14 protein-coding genes and 3 tRNA genes are annotated in these 15,903 nt (G+C 34.0%); 10 read left to right on the forward strand and 7 right to left on the reverse strand.

The features are described from left to right. Positions 1 to 33: 33 nt before the first annotated feature. The 5 genes from AAC069_RS05780 (at position 34) to AAC069_RS05800 (ending at position 2,182) form a co-directional block, all read left to right on the forward strand. The gene (locus AAC069_RS05780) at positions 34 to 585 is read left to right on the forward strand and encodes a hypothetical protein (RefSeq protein WP_339919532.1); all 552 of its coding nucleotides are present in this window, start codon (positions 34 to 36) and stop codon (positions 583 to 585) included. A 24-nt stretch (positions 586 to 609) separates the two neighbouring features. Beyond that, entirely contained in the window at positions 610 to 1,173 is a 564-nt protein-coding gene (locus AAC069_RS05785; protein WP_339919533.1) for a terminase small subunit, read from the forward strand. Positions 1,174 to 1,263: 90 nt separating this feature from the next. Continuing rightward, complete coding sequence (locus tag AAC069_RS05790) at positions 1,264 to 1,491, forward strand: hypothetical protein (protein ID WP_339919534.1); 228 nt, start codon at positions 1,264 to 1,266, stop codon at positions 1,489 to 1,491. A 7-nt stretch (positions 1,492 to 1,498) separates the two neighbouring features. Next, entirely contained in the window at positions 1,499 to 1,723 is a 225-nt protein-coding gene (locus AAC069_RS05795) for a Bro-N domain-containing protein (RefSeq protein WP_339919535.1), read from the forward strand. A 189-nt stretch (positions 1,724 to 1,912) separates the two neighbouring features. Beyond that, positions 1,913 to 2,182, forward strand: coding sequence for a hypothetical protein (locus AAC069_RS05800; protein ID WP_339919536.1), 270 nt, complete (start codon positions 1,913 to 1,915; stop codon positions 2,180 to 2,182). A gap of 93 nt (positions 2,183 to 2,275) precedes the next feature. On the opposite strand, the gene AAC069_RS05805 is transcribed toward AAC069_RS05800, so the two are convergent. The 3 genes from AAC069_RS05805 to AAC069_RS05815 form a co-directional block, all read right to left on the reverse strand. Next, positions 2,276 to 2,349: transfer RNA gene (locus AAC069_RS05805), tRNA-Arg, on the reverse strand. A gap of 39 nt (positions 2,350 to 2,388) precedes the next feature. Next, positions 2,389 to 2,463: transfer RNA gene (locus AAC069_RS05810), tRNA-Pro, on the reverse strand. An 88-nt stretch (positions 2,464 to 2,551) separates the two neighbouring features. After that, a tRNA-Ser gene (locus tag AAC069_RS05815) sits at positions 2,552 to 2,635 on the reverse strand. A 240-nt stretch (positions 2,636 to 2,875) separates the two neighbouring features. On the opposite strand from AAC069_RS05815, the gene AAC069_RS05820 reads away from it, so the two are divergent. Together AAC069_RS05820 and AAC069_RS05825 are read left to right on the forward strand one after the other, a co-directional pair. Further along, positions 2,876 to 4,054 carry an acetyl-CoA C-acyltransferase gene (locus AAC069_RS05820; protein WP_339919537.1) on the forward strand — a complete coding sequence of 393 codons (1,179 nt, stop codon included), beginning with the start codon at positions 2,876 to 2,878 and terminating at the stop codon, positions 4,052 to 4,054. Between the two features lie 64 nt (positions 4,055 to 4,118). Then, positions 4,119 to 4,880 (forward strand): C40 family peptidase, encoded by a 762-nt coding sequence (locus AAC069_RS05825; RefSeq protein WP_339919538.1) that lies wholly within the window; start codon positions 4,119 to 4,121, stop codon positions 4,878 to 4,880. Positions 4,881 to 4,930: 50 nt separating this feature from the next. On the opposite strand, the gene AAC069_RS05830 is transcribed toward AAC069_RS05825, so the two are convergent. Continuing rightward, complete coding sequence (locus tag AAC069_RS05830) at positions 4,931 to 6,202, reverse strand: tetratricopeptide repeat protein (protein ID WP_339919539.1); 1,272 nt, start codon at positions 6,200 to 6,202, stop codon at positions 4,931 to 4,933. 54 nt (positions 6,203 to 6,256) lie between these two features. Beyond that, a complete protein-coding gene (gene gyrA / locus AAC069_RS05835; RefSeq protein WP_339919540.1) occupies positions 6,257 to 8,905 on the reverse strand; it encodes a DNA gyrase subunit A in 2,649 nt (882 codons plus the stop codon). 255 nt (positions 8,906 to 9,160) lie between these two features. Here gyrA and AAC069_RS05840 point away from each other — a divergent pair, with 255 nt between their 5' ends. The 3 genes from AAC069_RS05840 (at position 9,161) to AAC069_RS05850 (ending at position 13,746) form a co-directional block, all read left to right on the forward strand. Next, positions 9,161 to 11,710 carry an ATP-dependent Clp protease ATP-binding subunit gene (locus tag AAC069_RS05840; protein WP_091086518.1) on the forward strand — a complete coding sequence of 850 codons (2,550 nt, stop codon included), beginning with the start codon at positions 9,161 to 9,163 and terminating at the stop codon, positions 11,708 to 11,710. A gap of 142 nt (positions 11,711 to 11,852) precedes the next feature. Continuing rightward, a complete protein-coding gene (rimK, locus tag AAC069_RS05845; RefSeq protein ID WP_339919541.1) occupies positions 11,853 to 13,226 on the forward strand; it encodes a 30S ribosomal protein S6--L-glutamate ligase in 1,374 nt (457 codons plus the stop codon). A gap of 10 nt (positions 13,227 to 13,236) precedes the next feature. Continuing rightward, entirely contained in the window at positions 13,237 to 13,746 is a 510-nt protein-coding gene (locus tag AAC069_RS05850; protein ID WP_339919542.1) for a YetF domain-containing protein, read from the forward strand. A gap of 104 nt (positions 13,747 to 13,850) precedes the next feature. Here the strand turns inward: AAC069_RS05850 and AAC069_RS05855 are convergent, their stop codons facing one another. Together AAC069_RS05855 and AAC069_RS05860 are read right to left on the reverse strand one after the other, a co-directional pair. Continuing rightward, the gene (locus tag AAC069_RS05855) at positions 13,851 to 15,188 is read right to left on the reverse strand and encodes an inorganic phosphate transporter (RefSeq protein WP_339919543.1); all 1,338 of its coding nucleotides are present in this window, start codon (positions 15,186 to 15,188) and stop codon (positions 13,851 to 13,853) included. A gap of 30 nt (positions 15,189 to 15,218) precedes the next feature. Beyond that, positions 15,219 to 15,863, reverse strand: a complete 645-nt coding sequence (locus AAC069_RS05860) for a DUF47 family protein (RefSeq protein ID WP_091086532.1) — start codon at positions 15,861 to 15,863, stop codon at positions 15,219 to 15,221. Positions 15,864 to 15,903: the final 40 nt, after the last annotated feature.

Genomic DNA, 15,903 nt, shown 5'->3' on the forward strand with positions numbered 1-15,903 from the left:
GACAAAAAATTAAAAACAATCAAAATTACAATTATGGTACTTACAAACAAACAAGTAGAAGTCACTCCAAAAGGATTTATGGCAAACAGAGGATTAGATTCATTTATGGTATTAAATACGGAAAGTATTTTACATGAAGATCAAATACAACTTTTTGGTTTTAGCATTGAGATATTAAATTTACTTAGAGTAATCAATAAAGCTAACGAATTGTCAAAAGGTTTTAAATCCGAATTTAGAATTCCAACTGAAATTTTTTACAAAGTAATAGATAACGTTATGTCTAATAAGCCTTTTACAGATACAGAACTTGAAAGTTATATCAAAGCTGAACAAATAAAAGAGGAGTTTCTAACATTTTCTAGAAGTTTAGCAGATTTTGACAATGATTTTTACTTACCGTTTGAGATTGATTATATACTCTTAGGAGTGGATATGAAGCTTTATGATAAGTTAGATGAAGCTGAAAAAGATGTTTTAGGCGAAAGTTATGGTGATCTTCACTGTGAAGTGATTTTTAAGAATATTGAGATTAGCGATTTTATAATGAAAGCAAAAAAACTAATTGCAGATATAGCACACTAAAATTTATTAAATTTGAAAATAGTTATGAAAACAAACAACTTAACAATAAAACAAGAAGCCTTTTGCCAAGCCTATATTAAGCTTGGAGATAAGTCAGCGGCTTATCGTGAGGTTTATTCATGTAATAATATGAAGCCAGAAACGATACATCAACGTTCTTCCAGGCTATCAAATGAGTACAAGGTTAGTACAAGGTTAGAAGTTTTACAAAGCGAATTGCAAGAGAGAAATATAGTTACAATTGATGATATTGTTAATGCACTGGGGGATATTTTACTCTTTGATATAGCTGATCTGTTTGATAAAAACGGAGCTCTTAAAGATATCAATCAAATACCGAAAAAGGCACGAATGATGATATCAGATATAATTGTAGAAGAATTAAAAGGATATGATGGAAAAAAGCAAGTCGTAATTGGTCATACTAAAAAGATAAAAGTATTTGATAAGTTACAAGCTGTTGAAAAACTAATGAAGCATTTGGGCGGTTATGAAAAAGATAATAGGCAAATGGGATCAATGATTAATGTAACTTTGTCTAGAGATGAAATCAAACAGATATCAGATGAGTTAGAAAATGAGGTTTAATATTTTTAGTAGTAAAACAATTATTTTGACTAATTAGATCTTTATTGCTATTTGATTTTTAACCTGGTGATTAAATTTAAATTAGTAGCAATGAATAAAAAGCAACAATTAGCATATATAAAAAAAGAGCTCGCTGCACTAGAAGATGAAAAGCAACTCTTTGAACAATGTTTAAGTTCAATTACTAGTCGTAAGAGATACTTAGAATTGGAACTAGTAGAATTGGGAGTCTCTAGTTCCGCCCCTCGGGGTAGGAAATATGACAATGCACTTTCTGAAGATATGAAATTTAAACTACGAGCTAGTTTAACAAAATAACGAACCAATGTTCGTTGCAAAAGATGTTGCTGATATCTTAGGGTATCAGAATACCAATGATGCGGTTATAAGGCATTGTAAGTCAGATGGGGTCGTGAAACACGATGTCATAGATGGTTTAGGAAGACAACAGAGTTCAGCAATTATCAACGAAGGTAACTTATACCGTTTGATCTTAAAATCAAAGAAACCAGAAGCCATTGCAAATATGAAGGGGTTACCAAAATGGTAATACCTTCAAAAGGTGATAGACAATACTATTAAACTATTGATTAATAATGATTTTTGTAGGCTTTAAGGCATTAGATATGTCAGTTTAAAACATTATTACATCCCTCTTATTGGAGGGATTTTTTGTGTCCTTTTTATTTTTTTAAAACATTCTGATCTTGCTGTCATTATAAATTTCAAATTTAATATTATGACAAAAACAGATGTAATTAGCAAAATTGATTCAATTTCATTTTATCAAAACAGGTATATCCATACCGGTGCCTTTAATCTTTGTGAAGCTATTTTAAGAGAGAAGCATTTTTCAAAAAATATCAAATTAAAAGTGCAGAAAATTAAAACGGAACTGGAAGGGTTAAGTGAACCATGGGGCTATTGGGAAAACAATAGCTACCCAAATCAAAATACCCTTAATTCGGTTCAAGATTGTTTAAATGCGTTGTATCGATTAATGGAGTAATGAAAAAAATAGTTGTTAACAACTAAAAAAGGCAACGAAAATGGCAACTAAATTAAAAAACCCTTATAAATCAGACGTTTATAAGGGTTTTTGTGAAGGCAGAAGGATTCGAACCTTCGACCGCCTGCTTAGAAGGCAGGTGCTCTATCCAGCTGAGCTATGCCTCCATTTTTCTTTTAAAACTTAAATGGAAAAAGTTTTTATTGTCGGGGTGGCAGGATTCGAACCTGCGGCCTCCTGCTCCCAAAGCAGGCGCGATAACCGAGCTACGCTACACCCCGAAAATTCAATATTCATTTTAAAATTTTTATAATCTCCCCATTTTCATGAGAACTCAAAATACTAATTTTGAATCATAAAAAAATTAAGCGGAGGGACAGGGACTCGAACCCTGGCACCGATTGCTCGGTGACAGTTTAGCAAACTGCTCCATTACCACTCTGGCACCCCTCCAAGCTCAAAGAAAACATGTCCTTTTTGCGGTTGCAAATGTAACACTTCATTGCATTACTCACAACTATTTCGGGGCTTTTTTTTAATGTTTTTTTACATTTTTATAAAACGAGTTCACTATCAAACATATAGCTTTAAATAAAAACAATATTTCTTTTGCAAAAATATAATAATCAAATCAAAATCAGATTTTGTTTTAAAATGATTAAATTTGCTACATAAACCAACATTATAAAAATCATGAACAAAAGAGTTGTTATCGTTTCTGCCGTTAGGACACCTATCGGAAGTTTTATGGGTGGATTATCTACAGTACCCGCTCCAAGATTAGGTGCAATAGCCATTAAAGGAGCATTAGATAAAATAAAATTAGATCCAAATCTAGTTGATGAAGTTTATATGGGTAATGTTGTTCAGGCTGGCGTAGGACAAGCTCCCGCACGTCAAGCAGCAATTTTTGCAGGTTTACCTAATACTGTTGCTTGTACAACAATAAATAAAGTATGTGCATCTGGTATGAAATCTGTTATGCTTGCAGCCCAAGCTATCCAATGTGGTGATGCCGAAATCGTAGTTGCAGGTGGTATGGAAAACATGAGTTTAATTCCTCACTACATGAATTTGAGAAATGGGACAAAATTTGGTCCTTCTACTATGGTTGACGGAATGCAAAAGGACGGTCTTGTTGACGCCTACGACAATAACGCTATGGGCGTTTGTGCGGACTTATGTGCTTCTGAATACAAATTCACCAGAGAAGACCAAGACAACTACGCAATTCAATCGTATGAGCGTTCAGCAAAAGCTTGGCAAGATGGTAAATTTGATAACGAAGTTGTTCCTGTTTCAGTTCCACAACGAAAAGGAGATCCGATTATAGTATCCAAAGACGAAGAATTTACAAATGTTAAAATAGATAGAATTCCAACTTTAAATGCTGTTTTTTCAAAAGACGGAACTGTAACCGCTGCAAATGCATCAACTATAAATGATGGAGCAGCAGCTATGATCTTAATGAGCGAAGAAAAAGCAATCTCTTTAGGTTTAAAACCTCTAGCCTTTATCAAAAGCTATGCTGATGCGGCACAAGAACCAAAGTGGTTCACAACAAGTCCGTCGAAAGCAATTCCTAAAGCTTTAGACAAAGCAGGTATAAGCATCAGCGATGTTGATTATTTTGAATTTAACGAGGCATTTGCAGTTGTAGGACTAGCAAACGCTAAAATTTTAGGTCTAGACAACGATAAAGTAAATGTAAATGGAGGAGCAGTTTCACTAGGACACCCACTAGGTTGTTCAGGAGCCCGAATTATCATTACATTATTGAATGTTTTAGAACAAAATAATGCTAAAATTGGAGCCGCAGCCATATGTAATGGCGGAGGTGGTGCTTCAGCAGTTGTTATAGAAAGAATTTAAATAATTATGAGTTATGAGTTTTCATACTCATAACTCATAACTATTAACTCATAATTTTACATAAATGTTCGGAATTTGTAATCTGGCTATAATCCCGCTTCGGTTTGAACCTAGTGACAGAAGCGAAATCGTTTCTCAAGTTTTATTTGGCGAGCATTTTGAAGTTTTAGAACAACAAAAACAATGGTCTCGTATCAAAATGCATTTCGACGGATATGAAGGCTGGGTCGACTCTAAACAATACCAAGTTATTGATGAATCAAACTTCAATCAACTATCAGAGGATCCTATCATTTTAAATTCTGATTTAATCGAATACGTTACAGGGCCTTCTAACTTGCTAATGCCAATACCTCTAGGAGCTTCTATTACGTTTATCAGCAATGACAACATAAACACAAGTCATTTTGATTTTGAAGGAACTAAAGTCAATGGCGTCAAAGACAAAAAACACCTTATTAGTACAGCCTTTTTATATTTGAACGCGCCTTACCTCTGGGGAGGAAAAACGCCTTTTGGTATTGATTGTTCTGGTTTTACCCAAATGGTCTACAAACTTAATGGGTACAAATTATTAAGAGACGCATCGCAACAAGCTATGCAAGGAGAAGCTTTAAGCTTTATTGAGGAAAGCGAACCAGGTGATTTGGCTTTTTTTGACAACGACGAAGGAAACATCATACATGTAGGGATTATCATGGAAAACAATTATATTATTCACGCTAGCGGAAAAGTACGAATTGACAGATTAGATCATTTAGGAATCTACAATGCCGAAATAAATAAGCATACCCATAAACTCAGAGTTATAAAAAAGATTATATAAAAAAAGCCTATCTGAATCAGATAGGCTTTTTTTTAGTCTTAAAGAATATATTACTTCATTTTTGCTTCTAAAGCTTTTTTCTCAGCAGTCATTTCCAATGCACTATACACATTCAAAAGTGTTTTAGCAACATCATCGTTTTTTGAATCTACTTCTAATGCTTTTTCAAGATAAGGAATAACACTCTTAAATATATTTTGCCTTTGAGTTTTCAAAACTGAGTAACGCTTCATATCTTTATCTGAAGTCCCTAATTTATTCATCTCCTCAATAATAGTACTCTCAGCATCTAACTTTAATGCCGCCATATTGATATAAGCATTAACATATTTAGGGTTGATCGCAATGGCTCTAGCATAATATTTTTCAGCATTAACAATATCTTTAGCATTAGCACTTAACACTCCTAAGTTAAAAACTAAATCAGCATCGTTAGGGCTTTTTTCTAATACTTCATTAATTAATTTTTTGTAAGTCTCAAAATCCTTAGTTTGCAAATATAAATTTGCCTGAGTCAAAATCAATGAAGTATCTTCAGGGTTTGCAGCTCTAGCTTCTGAAATCGCTTTTTTAGCTTCTTCTGTTTTACCAGCATCAACTAAGATCAAAGCCATGTTTTTGTATATCTCTCCTCTTTTTGAAGGAATAACTTCATTTCTTGGCTTTTCATGAGTACCTAATTTAACCACTTTATCTCTTTCTGCAGCAGTAGTAAAAAGATCTTCTTCGTCTGATATTTTATTTATTGCTAAATAATTAGTTGCTTTTCCAGAATAATTATTTGCTTTCAACTCTTCATATAATTTCATTGCTTTTTCATACTCCTTTGCATTCACATAAGTAGAAGCAGCATAATATAAATTCAAAGTATCTTTTTTATCTAACAAATAGGCATCATAAAGTTTCTTTGCACTTTCTCCATGTTTGTCAACTTTAGAGTCAGCAATAGCGCTATTTATCAATTTGTACTTTATCTCAATAATTGATTTAGTAGCCTGAGACGAATATTTTGATTTCCCAGATGCTTTCTCCACATCTACTAAACTTAAATAAGCATCTGCGGCCAAAGATAAATTTTTATCTGTATCTACTTTTTTATTTGCTAAATCTAAGTATGTATTTCCCTTTAAAAAGAAAAACTGCGCTTTCTCATCATCACTTGCGTTAGAAATTAACGATTCAGCTCCTTGTAATATAGTCGCTGCTTCTTGTGAGTTTCCTTTTTTAAACGCTTTTTCGGCAGCTTTCATTTCGTCTTTTTGAGCAAAAGATGCTACCGATATCAATAAAGCTGATGCTAGTACTACATATTTACTTTTCATAAAATTCTATTTTATATTTAATTAATTTTTCTTGTTTTTGTGTATTATTCTTAGTTATGCTTCATCATCATCGTCCGACTCATCTTCAACCTCTTCTTCATCGTCTGAATCTTCGTCTTCGTCATCATCTTCTTCAACAACCCCATCATCTTCTAAAACTTCTAAGACAGGTTTAACTCTTTCGATTGCTTCGACTTCAACAACATTACCGTCTTCATCAACAACAACTTCTTCAGGATCATCTTTCATTACCTTAGTAACAGCAGCAATCGAATCTTTACCTTTTAAGTTAATCAGTTTCACACCTTGAGTAGCACGTCCCATAACTCTTAAGTCTTCAACAGCCATTCTAATGGTCAATCCTGATTTGTTTATAATCATTAAATCATCTGCATCAGTAACTGCATTTATCGATATAAGATTACCTGTTTTTTCAGTAATATTTAAAGTTTTAACTCCCTTACCACCACGATTGGTAATACGATAAACATCTTCTCCGTCGTCATCAACTAATTTAGTACGCTTTCCGTATCCATTTTCAGTTACTACTAAAACTTGTGAATCGTTTACAGCATCCTTATCTACAGTAACCATGCCAATTACCTCATCAGAATCATCTTTAAGCGAAATTCCACGAACTCCAGAGGCTGTTCTTCCCATTGGACGAGTCTTAGATTCTTCAAAACGAACTAACTTCCCAGACTTCACAGCAAGGATAATTTGGCTTTCACCATTCGTTAATTTTGCTTCTAATAATTCATCTCCTTCTTTAATTGTAATTGCAGCAACACCATTAACTCTAGGTTTAGAATATTTCTCTAAAGATGTTTTCTTAACCTGACCTTTTTTAGTTACCATAATCAAATTATGACTCTTAATATAGGCTTGATCTTTTAGATCCTGAGTACAGATAAATGCTTTTACTTTATCATCGCTCTCTATATTCACAAGATTTTGAATCGCTCTACCTTTAGCTGTTTTACTTCCTTCTGGTATTTCATAAACACGCATCCAGAAACATTTCCCTTTTTGAGTAAAGAACATCATATACTGATGATTCGTTGCTACAAACATGTGCTCTAAGAAATCTTGATCTCTCGTTCCTGCACTTTTTTGACCAACTCCTCCTCTATTCTGTGTTTTGTATTCCGTTAGATTTGTACGTTTAATATATCCTGCATGAGAAATTGTAATAACCACATTCTCATCAGCAATTAAATCTTCAATACTTACATCACCACCTGAATATTCAATTAAAGAACGACGTTCATCTCCGTATTTCTCACGAATTTCAACAAGCTCTTCTTTAATCAAAGCAATTCTTAAATTCACATCTGCTAATAAACCTTTTAAGTAATCAATTAACTTCATGATTTCATCATACTCAGCTCTTAACTTATCTTGTTCAAGACCTGTTAATTGACGCAAACGCATTTCAACAATTGCTCTCGCCTGAATATCGGATAATTTAAATCTTTCAATCAATTTTCCTCTTGCTTCTTCCGTATTTTTCGAAGCCTTGATAAGTGCAATAACTTCGTCAATATTATCTGACGCAATAATTAATCCTTCTAAAATATGTGCTCTTTCCTCTGCTTTACGCAATTCAAATTGCGTTCTACGAGTCACCACATCATGACGGTGCTCCACAAAATAGTGAATCATATCTTTCAGATTCAACATCTGTGGACGACCTTTTACCAATGCAATATTATTAACACTGAAAGAAGACTGTAATTGAGTATATTTATATAGCGTGTTTAAAACTACGTTAGGAGTAGCATCACGCTTCAAAATATAAACAATACGCATACCGTTTCTATCTGATTCATCACGAATATTTGCAATTCCTTCAATTTTCTTATCATTTACCAGATCAGCAGTACGCTTAATCATATCAGCCTTATTGACTTGGTATGGAATTTCGGTAACGATAATAGACTCTCTTCCGTCTACTTCTTCAAAACCAACTTTAGCTCGCATCACCACTCTACCTCTTCCGGTTTTGAATGCTTCCCGAACACCTTCATAACCGTAAATAATACCACCAGTTGGAAAATCTGGTGCTTTAATATAGTTAATCAGTTCATCGATCTCGATATCGTTATTATCCATGTACGCCAAAGTACCATTGATTACTTCGGTAAGATTGTGAGGCGGCATATTAGTTGCCATACCTACCGCAATACCAGTTGCTCCATTGATCAATAACGTAGGAACACGTGTTGGCATTACTTTTGGCTCATATAGAGTATCATCAAAGTTCAATTGAAAATCAACTGTCTCTTTTTCGATATCTGCCATAATTTCTTCCGAAATTTTACGCATTCTAGCCTCAGTGTAACGCATTGCTGCAGGGCTATCACCATCAACAGAACCAAAGTTACCTTGACCGTCAACTAGCAAATAACGCATGCTCCATTCCTGAGCCATACGAACCATAGCATCATAAACAGATGTATCTCCATGAGGGTGATACTTACCTAAAACTTCTCCGACAATTCTGGCGGATTTTTTATGGGCTTTATTTGAAAAAACTCCTAAATCATACATTCCATAAAGAACTCTTCGATGAACTGGTTTCAAACCATCTCTAACATCTGGAAGTGCTCTTGATACAATTACTGACATCGAATAATCGATGTAAGCTGATTTCATTTCATCTTCTATGTTAATAGGAATTATGTTTTCTCCTTCAGACATAAGTTGTTATATTAAAATATTATATTAGTTTCAAAACGTGCCAATATACAGCTTTTTGAAATTTTTTAAAGCATTTTAACATTCTTATTTGAAAGATTTATTAACAAATTATCTTCCCCTTTTGTTTAATAAATTAAATGCCATTTTACGATATTTCCCCATTTTTTTTGTCAATTAGCTGACACGACATCTTCAGGTATGATTCTTGTTTTTAAAATACTAATTCACTAAATTTACATATACAAAATATACATTATGGATGATAATTTTTCACCAAGAGTAAAAGATGTTATTACCTACAGCAAGGAAGAAGCATTGCGACTAGGTCATGATTTCATAGGAACTGAACACTTGATGCTAGGTATCCTTCGAGATGGAAATGGTAAAGCAATTCAAATTTTAAATAACCTTTCTATCGACCTGGACCATCTGCGTAGGAAAGTAGAAATACTAAGCCCCGCAACCCCTGGCGTAGAGACTAATTTAGAAAAGAAAAATCTTCATTTAACTCGGCAAGCAGAACGCGCTTTAAAAACCACTTTTTTAGAAGCAAAAGTGTTTCAAAGTTCCTCTGTAAGTACAGCGCATTTATTGCTTTGTATTTTAAGAAACGAAAACGATCCCACAACCAAGCTACTGAATAAACTTAAAATTGATTACGATGTAGCTAAAGAACAATATATCAATATGACACCAAACGAAGAAGAATTCTTGGAAAATTTACCAAGAGCTACAGACTCTTATAATGACGACGCAGGACAAGATGACAGTCTTAAAGAAGGTAATTTTAATAATCCAGCCAATAAATCCAATAAGAAATCTAAAACACCTGTATTAGACAATTTTGGAAGGGATTTAACAGAAATGGCCGAAGAAGGCAAATTAGATCCCGTTGTAGGACGTGAGAAAGAAATTGAACGTGTTTGTCAAATTTTAAGTCGACGTAAAAAGAACAACCCGCTCCTTATTGGTGAGCCTGGAGTTGGAAAATCAGCTATTGCTGAAGGTTTAGCTTTACGTATTATACAAAAGAAAGTATCTCGTATCCTTTTCAACAAACGTGTTGTTACCTTAGATTTAGCTAGTCTTGTTGCAGGAACTAAATACAGAGGGCAGTTTGAAGAGCGTATGAAAGCCGTAATGAATGAATTAGAGAAAAATGACGATATTATTCTTTTTATTGATGAAATTCACACTATTGTAGGTGCTGGTGGAGCTACTGGTTCTTTGGATGCATCCAATATGTTTAAACCCGCTCTAGCAAGAGGAGAAATCCAATGTATCGGAGCAACAACACTAGATGAATACAGACAGTATATTGAAAAAGACGGCGCATTAGAGAGACGTTTTCAAAAGATAATCGTAGAACCAACTTCTGTTGAAGAAACAATTACAATTCTAAACAACATCAAGAACAAATACGAAGACCATCATAATGTTATTTACTCACAAGAAGCAATTGAAGCCTGTGTCAAACTAACAGATAGATACATGTCAGAACGCTTTTTACCGGACAAGGCTATTGACGCTTTAGACGAAGCTGGTTCTCGCGTGCACATTACCAACATTGAAGTTCCGAAAAAAATTCTTGATTTAGAACGTCAACTGGAAGAGATTCGCGAACTAAAAACCGCTGTTGTCAAAAAACAAAAATATGAAGAGGCTGCAAAACTTCGAGATGACGAGAAACGCATCGAAAAAGAATTAGCAATAGCTCAAGAACAATGGGAAGAGGACGCAAAAAACAATCGAATTGAGGTTACAGAGGACAACGTTGCCGATGTGGTTTCAATGATGACTGGAATTCCCGTGAACCGTATTGCACAAACAGAAAGCAACAAACTAGCTATACTACCACAACTTATCGAAAGTAAAGTTATTGGACAAAAAGAAGCTGTTTTAAAAATTGCAAGATCTATTCAAAGAAATCGTGCTGGACTGAAAGATCCAAACCGACCAATTGGCTCCTTTATTTTTCTAGGACAAACAGGAGTTGGAAAAACACAATTAGCCAAAGTTCTTGCTAAAGAATTATTTGATTCTGAAGATGCATTGGTTCGTATTGACATGAGTGAATACATGGAGAAATTTGCAATCTCTCGTTTAGTTGGTGCTCCTCCGGGATACGTAGGTTATGAAGAAGGTGGTCAATTAACAGAGAAAGTACGTAGAAAACCATATTGTGTTGTATTATTGGATGAGATTGAAAAAGCACATCCAGATGTTTTCAATATGTTACTACAAGTCTTAGACGATGGTTATTTAACTGATAGTTTAGGCCGAAAAATTGATTTTAAAAATACCATAATTATCATGACTTCAAATGTTGGAGCAAGACAATTAAAAGATTTTGGTCAAGGTGTAGGTTTTGGAACAGCTGCAAGAGCCGCAAGTGTAGATGACAATTCTAAGAGTATCATCGAAAATGCGTTGAAAAAAACCTTTGCTCCTGAATTCTTAAACAGAATTGATGATGTAATTGTATTCAACACATTGGAGAAACATGATATCGATTTAATTATCGAAATCGAATTGAAAAAATTATATGCTCGTCTTACTGAACTAGGATATAAACTGACTCTTTCTGACAAAGCAAAAGCTTTTATTGCAGACAAAGGTTTCGACAAGCAATTTGGCGCAAGACCTTTAAAAAGAGCCATTCAAAAATATGTTGAAGACTCACTTGCCGAAGAGATTATTACTTCTAAAATTTCTTCAGGAGATGAGATATTCATGGATATTGAAGAGGGAGCTCAGGAATTAAGCGTAAAAGTTAATAAAGCCGAAGAGCCTACAAAACAATAGAAAATCGTATTTTAGATACCAAAATAAACCCGTTACGTTTGTATAACATAGCGGGTTTATTCTTTATGTAAATTTATCCTGTTATTAAAAACAAATATTTACATTTGACTTTTATAATTAGACATTAAAAAAAACAAATATTATGCCTCAAGAAAAAGTTATTCTAGGTAGTGAAGAATGGTGCTCCTTTCCTGAACTGGGAATTCCTACAATAAAAGCCCGTGTAGACTCTGGTGCAAAAACATCTGCTTTACATGCTATTAACATAGCTCCTTTTATTAAAAATGAAACAAACTGGGTACGATTTGACATCAACCCTATTCAGAATAATTTAAAAACGGTCATCCATTGTGAGGCTCCACTAATTGACAAGCGTATCGTAAAAAGCTCCAGCGGTTTTAGAGAGCAACGCTATGTGATTCAAACTAATTTGAAAATTGGAGACTCTATTTGGCCTATTGAAATGACTTTGACTAATAGGGATTCCATGGGATTCAGAATGCTTCTAGGAAGAGAAGCCATGAGCGGAAGAGTTCTTGTTGATCCAGAACAACAATACCTATTGGGTCAACCTACCACTGACAATCTAAAAGAATTATATAAAAATTCAGAAAAAGCAACTACCGGTTTGCGCATCGGAGTTTTAGCCAGTAATCCAGAATTATACAGTAACAAACGTATTATGGAAGCTGGGGAAATGCGTGGTCACGAAATGCACTTTTTAAACATTAAAGAATGCTATATGAAGCTGGATGCACAAACTCCGGAAATTCATTATAGAGGAGGAATAATCTTGAATCAATTTGATGCTATTATTCCTAGAATAAGACCAAGTATTACTTTTTACGGTTGTGCCTTAACTCGTCAATTTGAAGCTTTAAAAGTTTATAGTTTAAACTCAGCGAACGCCATCACACAATCAAGAGATAAATTATTCTCTTTACAATTGTTATTAAATAGCGGAATTGGTATTCCTACTACTGGTTTTGCCAATTCTCCATTGGACACTAATGACTTGATTAAAATGGTTGGTGGTTCACCATTAATTGTAAAATTATTAGAAGGAACTCAAGGAAAGGGTGTTGTTCTTGCTGAAACTAAAAAAGCGGCAGAAAGTGTCATTAATGCTTTCAAAAGTGTAAATGCTAATATACTAGTTCAAGAATTCATCAAAGAAGCAGATGGTAAAGATTTACGATTATTTGTAATTGACGGAAAAGTAGTCGCAACGATTCAGCGTGAAGCGATGCCAGGCGAATTTAGAGCTAATATTCACCTTGGCGGAACTGCTTCTATCATAAAGCCAACTGCAGAAGAGAAAAGAATCGCCATAAAAGCAGCTAAAGCCATGGACTTAAAAGTAGCTGGAGTAGATATCATTCGTTCTTCTAAAGGCCCTTTATTATTAGAAGTAAACTCTTCTCCAGGATTAGAGGGAATTGAAGGTGCTACTAATAAAGATATCGCTGGTGAAATGATCAAAGCTATCGAGAAAAACTTTAAACATAGAATGTAAATAAACGATAATGAATCTCTACCTCGATATCATTTTTAGAACCACAGCCGTTTATTTTTTTATGATTATCGCTTTGCGAGTTTTTGGTAAAAAAGAATTATCTCAACTCAATACTAGTGATATCATTTTAATTTTATTAATAAGTAATTCGGTTCAAAATGCAATGGTTGGTAGCAACAATAGTTTAACCGGAGGTTTAGTAGCAGCGACAGTGCTTTTTTTGATTAATTATATTTTGAAAAAAGCAATGTTCAAATTTAAATTTTTAAAGGATTTAATTCAAGAAAAACCAGAAATACTGATCCATGATCGCAAAATTGATTTTAAAATTTTAAGCAAATTGAATATCACTTCTGATGAATTAAGAGAAGCTATGAGAGAGCATGGAATTGATCATTTCTCTGACGTAAAACTATCAATGCTTGAAGTAGATGGAAATATAAGTATGATTTCAGGAAATGGTAATCTAAAACAAACACATTATAAAAGATTGAAAAAAATAAAAAAAGCAATAGTATAAATTCAAAACAGCCATTTCAGGAATAGACATTCATTAAACTACAAAAACCATCCTAACTTTATAATTAGGATGGTTTTTTATTTATTTCGAAAACTATAATACTCTTATAAAAACAAGCTAAGGAAATAGTAAACTAATCCTGCCAATAAAGCCGAAATAGGAATCGTTAACACCCAAGCCCATAAAAGGCTCACTGTAACTCCCCATCGCACTGCAGATACACGTTTAGTCAGACCAACTCCAATGATAGAACCAGTTATAGTATGTGTGGTACTCACCGGTATTTTTAAATGTTCAGTGAAATATAAGGTTAAAGCTCCAGCTGTTTCAGCAGCAACACCTTCAAACGAAGTTACTTTTGTAATTTTAGAACCCATTGTTTTTACAATTTTCCAACCACCACTTAATGTCCCTAATGCAATTGCTGTATAACAAGCCAATGGAATCCAGGCTGGCATCACACCTGCTACATCATCTTTTGGCAAAACAACATTTAACCAATCAGGCATACTATCTTGAGCTGATCCTGTAGTATGAATATACACCGCAACTGCCGCTGCAATAATACCCATTACTTTTTGCGAATCGTTTCCACCATGACCTAAACTAAACGCAGCAGAAGACAATAGCTGCATTTTTTTCAACCATGCAGTAGCTTGATTCAAGTTTAAACTACTAAAAATCAAACAAAATGAGCTAATGGCTAAAATGATAAACGCTACCAAAAACCATTTAAGATTATGCGACTCAAAAGCCACACTCCAAAAATGAGAATCAAATCTTGGTTTTTCTATTGCATCATAATATTTCATTTGACTCTCCACAAACCAGATCGTAATTCCCATTATAGCAAGGGTAACCAGTTTTGGGGTAATCGTTTTTTTAGACGCATTTAAAAGCCAAATTGAAATTAAATATGACATCAGAGCCCCCACTAAAGGTGCTAATACTATAAAAAGAATAATAATAGAAACGCCTGAAGGCACTCCGCCGTCTTTCCCTGCTTTATACCAACTAACGATGTCGTACCAGTAAGCAGTAGTCCCATCCTCCAGTAAATAACCTGAAAAACCATGAACAGCAATCGCATGAGCAACTGCAGCTCCCGCGAAACCTCCAATTAAGGTATGCGATGAACTTGAAGGTATTCCCAACCACCAGGTTAACAAATTCCAACAAATCGCAGCAATAACACCGGCGAGTATAACCACCAGATTAATCTCCATCGTATGCGCTGTTTTAGCAACAGTATCAGCCACTCCAAATCCAAAAACCCAATAGGCCAGGAAATTAAAGAAAGCAGCCCAAAGAACCGCCTGAAAAGGAGACAAAACTTTTGTCGCAACAACGGTAGCAATAGCATTGGCAGCATCATGAAAACCATTGATGTAGTCAAAGATTAAAGCCAATACAATTATAACTATAAGTAAAGTAAATTCCATAAATGTAATTTCAAAAAGTAACCGATTAAATTAAGAATGCTTTACAGCAATTGATTCTAAAACTCCGGCTACACTTTTACACTTGTCCGTTGCAGTTTCTAATACAGATAAAACTTCTTTGTATTTTATTATAGTGATTGCATCCGTTTCATTTTCGAATATTTCAAAAATCGCTTTGTTATAAACGGTATCTGACTTATTCTCTAATTTATTAATTCTCGCACAAGCCTCAGTAATATTCTTGATGTTCTTAAAGTTTTTCAATTCTTTAACTGCGACATCAATACTCTGACAAGCTTCAAGATTAATTTCAGTCAATTTTCTAATTGACTTTGTAATTTTATCAACTTGATACAACCTCATTCTACTTGCTGCACCCTGAAGATTATCAGCAACATTGTCAATAGATGTTATTAAGGAATGTATATCTTCTCTATCAAATGGAGTAATAAAATTTCTACTCAATTCAAGATTTGTTTGACGGGTAATATGTTCTCCTTTTTGCTCTAATTTATCAATTTTTTGAAAAAGTGCTTCTCTTTCTTTTAAAGGAAGATTTACTGCTTCATGCAAGTTTGAAGCTAATTCAATTAAGTTGCTTGATGCTTCTTCGAATAAGGGGAAAAACTTTTTATCCTTTGGTACTAAAAACTGGAAAATACTATTTATTGACATCTTATTATTTTTTAGGGCGCAAATTTACTATAATTATATA

It is taken from the genome of uncultured Flavobacterium sp. (genome assembly GCF_963974175.1).
Lineage (GTDB): Bacteria > Bacteroidota > Bacteroidia > Flavobacteriales > Flavobacteriaceae > Flavobacterium.

Bases quoted from the DNA above. Each gene is read 5' to 3' on its own strand.
- AAC069_RS05800 (WP_339919536.1), top strand. From the start codon at position 1,913: ATGACAAAAACAGATGTAATTAGCAAAATTGATTCAATTTCATTTTAT.
- AAC069_RS05860 (WP_091086532.1), bottom strand. From the start codon at position 15,863: ATGTCAATAAATAGTATTTTCCAGTTTTTAGTACCAAAGGATAAAAAG.
- gyrA (WP_339919540.1), bottom strand. From the start codon at position 8,905: ATGTCTGAAGGAGAAAACATAATTCCTATTAACATAGAAGATGAAATG.
- AAC069_RS05780 (WP_339919532.1), top strand. From the start codon at position 34: ATGGTACTTACAAACAAACAAGTAGAAGTCACTCCAAAAGGATTTATG.
- rimK (WP_339919541.1), top strand. From the start codon at position 11,853: ATGCCTCAAGAAAAAGTTATTCTAGGTAGTGAAGAATGGTGCTCCTTT.
- AAC069_RS05790 (WP_339919534.1), top strand. From the start codon at position 1,264: ATGAATAAAAAGCAACAATTAGCATATATAAAAAAAGAGCTCGCTGCA.
- AAC069_RS05785 (WP_339919533.1), top strand. From the start codon at position 610: ATGAAAACAAACAACTTAACAATAAAACAAGAAGCCTTTTGCCAAGCC.
- AAC069_RS05850 (WP_339919542.1), top strand. From the start codon at position 13,237: ATGAATCTCTACCTCGATATCATTTTTAGAACCACAGCCGTTTATTTT.
- AAC069_RS05830 (WP_339919539.1), bottom strand. From the start codon at position 6,202: ATGAAAAGTAAATATGTAGTACTAGCATCAGCTTTATTGATATCGGTA.
- AAC069_RS05795 (WP_339919535.1), top strand. From the start codon at position 1,499: ATGTTCGTTGCAAAAGATGTTGCTGATATCTTAGGGTATCAGAATACC.
- AAC069_RS05840 (WP_091086518.1), top strand. From the start codon at position 9,161: ATGGATGATAATTTTTCACCAAGAGTAAAAGATGTTATTACCTACAGC.
- AAC069_RS05820 (WP_339919537.1), top strand. From the start codon at position 2,876: ATGAACAAAAGAGTTGTTATCGTTTCTGCCGTTAGGACACCTATCGGA.
- AAC069_RS05855 (WP_339919543.1), bottom strand. From the start codon at position 15,188: ATGGAATTTACTTTACTTATAGTTATAATTGTATTGGCTTTAATCTTT.
- AAC069_RS05825 (WP_339919538.1), top strand. From the start codon at position 4,119: ATGTTCGGAATTTGTAATCTGGCTATAATCCCGCTTCGGTTTGAACCT.